The organism is Agrobacterium sp., assembly GCF_032092815.1.
Classification (GTDB): domain Bacteria; phylum Pseudomonadota; class Alphaproteobacteria; order Rhizobiales; family Rhizobiaceae; genus Agrobacterium.
In genome coordinates this window covers 21733-23768 of record NZ_DAMDBP010000030.1, presented here as the reverse complement: position 1 = coordinate 23768, position 2036 = coordinate 21733, and the positions used below count along the sequence as shown (strand labels likewise).

Here is a 2036-nt window from a genome sequence, read left to right as displayed (position 1 = left end):
ATAATGCCGTCCTGTTGACCTTATTCACGGCCGCCGTGTTGCTGCACCGGCAACACTTTGTTCCCGGTTGCCCAACTACCGTAACAGCCGGTTTGATGACAGCCTCACATTCGGAATGATCGACCGCACAAGCGGTCAAAAAACGAATGAACGAGGTGGAATAATGTCAGAAGAAAACAGTCAGTCGATCGGGGTGGTCGGCCTTGGCAGCATGGGGCTGGGCATGGCGCAAACCCTGGCGGCGCGGTTTAAAACGCTGGGTTTTGACCTCTCAGCAGAGCGCCGCGCATTGGCGGAAAAATCTGGCATCGTACCGGTGACCACCATCCGCGAATTGTTTGAAACCTGCGATTTTCTGGTGTTTTCGCTGCCCACCGCCAAGGATGTGGCCGGTGTGGTCAATGACCATGTGGATGCGCTGGAAGCGCGTGACGACGCACGGGTGGTGATCATAGACACCTCCACGTCCGAACCGGATGTCAGCCGTGAGCTTGCCAAACGCCTGAGCGCCCTCGGCCACGGTTTTCTCGATGCGCCGGTCAGCGGCGGCCCGGCCGGTGCGGCCACCGGCAAGCTGACCATGATGATTGGCGGCACGGCAGAAGACGTGGCGCTGGCAAGCCCGGCCATTGAAACCATGGCCGCCAAGGCGCTGCATGTTGGCGCAAGCGGTGCCGGCAACGTGGCAAAGCTGGTCAACAACATGCTGGCCGCTGCCCACATGGTCACCACCCGTGAGGGCCTGAAACTGGCGCTTGCCGCCGGTATCGATCCCGAAGCTGCCTTGCGCGTTGTCAACGCTGCCTCTGGTCGTTCGATGATCTCGGAAGTGCATTTCCCGACCTGGGTCATGTCCGGTCGTTTCGACAGCGGATTTTCCATGGGCCTGATGCGCAAGGACGTGCGCCTTGCCAGTGAACTGGCCGCCAGCACCGGCGCCGATCTGCCTGTCGCGCAAACCGTTGCCAAGCTGTGGGCTGGCACCACCGAGTTTACGGACGGCGATGATTTCACACGTATGGGCGCCTTCAAGGCAGCTGGCAATTAAGGAGCGATGACAATGGATAACCTGATCATTTCAAGCGAACCGGGTGCCCGCATTCGCGAAATCTACAAGACCGTTGCCGGCACCGAAGAGATTGCCAGCTTTGTGGGCGGCGAATTCATCACCGGCGCTGGCGAAACCCTGTCGCTGACCGACCCATCCACCGGCAAGGTATTTGCGCAGTACAAGGATGCCGACAAGTCGGTCATCAATTCAGCCATGGATGCAGCAGCCACCGCCCAGAAGGAGTGGATGAAGCTGACGGCGTCTGGCCGTGGCCGGGTGATGTTTGAAATCGCCCGCCAGATCCGCGCCAATGCCGCCGTGATTGCCGAGGTGGAAAGCCGCTCTGCCGGCCGCCCGATCCGCGACATCAGGGGCGAGGTGACCAAGGTCGCCGAAATGTTCGAATATTATGCCGGCTGGTGCGACAAGCTGCATGGTGATGTCATTCCGGTGCCGACAACCCATCTCAACTACACTCGCAACGAGCCAATCGGCACCGTGGTGCAGATCACCCCGTGGAATGCGCCACTCAACACCGGCGGCTGGCAGATTGCACCGGCCATCTGCGCCGGCAATGCCGTGGTCATCAAGCCATCGGAACTGACACCGCTCAGCACCATTCTGCTGGGCGTGTTGTGTGAAAAGGGTGGCGCACCGCGCGGCCTGGTCAATGTGATTGCAGGGCAGGGCACCACGGCCGGTCAGGCCGCCATTGCCCACCCGCAGACGGGTCTCGTGGTGTTTGTCGGTTCGGCCTTTGCCGGTTCGATCATCGCCGCGGAAGCCGCCAAAAACGTCGTGCCATGCATTCTGGAACTGGGTGGCAAATCCGCCAACATCGTGTTTGACGATGCCGATATCGACCGCGCCATCCTGGGCGCGCAGTCTGCCATTTTCGGTGGTGCCGGCCAAAGCTGCGTTGCCGGTTCGCGCCTTCTGGTACACCGCTCCATCCACCAGAAATTCGTTGAGAAATATGCCGAGG

General features: G+C 60.5%; 2 protein-coding genes. Both read left to right on the top strand.

Annotation, left to right across the window (positions count from 1 at the left end):
- Positions 1-115: 115 nt before the first annotated feature.
- Positions 116-1048 carry an NAD(P)-dependent oxidoreductase gene (locus RT613_RS16655; protein ID WP_313617111.1) on the top strand — a complete coding sequence of 311 codons (933 nt, stop codon included), beginning with the start codon at positions 116-118 and terminating at the stop codon, positions 1046-1048.
- Between the two features lie 12 nt (positions 1049-1060).
- Positions 1061-2036, top strand: a 976-nt coding sequence (locus tag RT613_RS16650; protein WP_313617109.1) for an aldehyde dehydrogenase family protein, incomplete at its 3' end; no start/stop codon positions are given.

What these genes read in the sequence shown, in the direction of transcription:
- RT613_RS16655 (WP_313617111.1), top strand. Translation starts at nt 116, where the DNA reads ATGATCGACCGCACAAGCGGTCAAAAAACGAATGAACGAGGTGGAATA.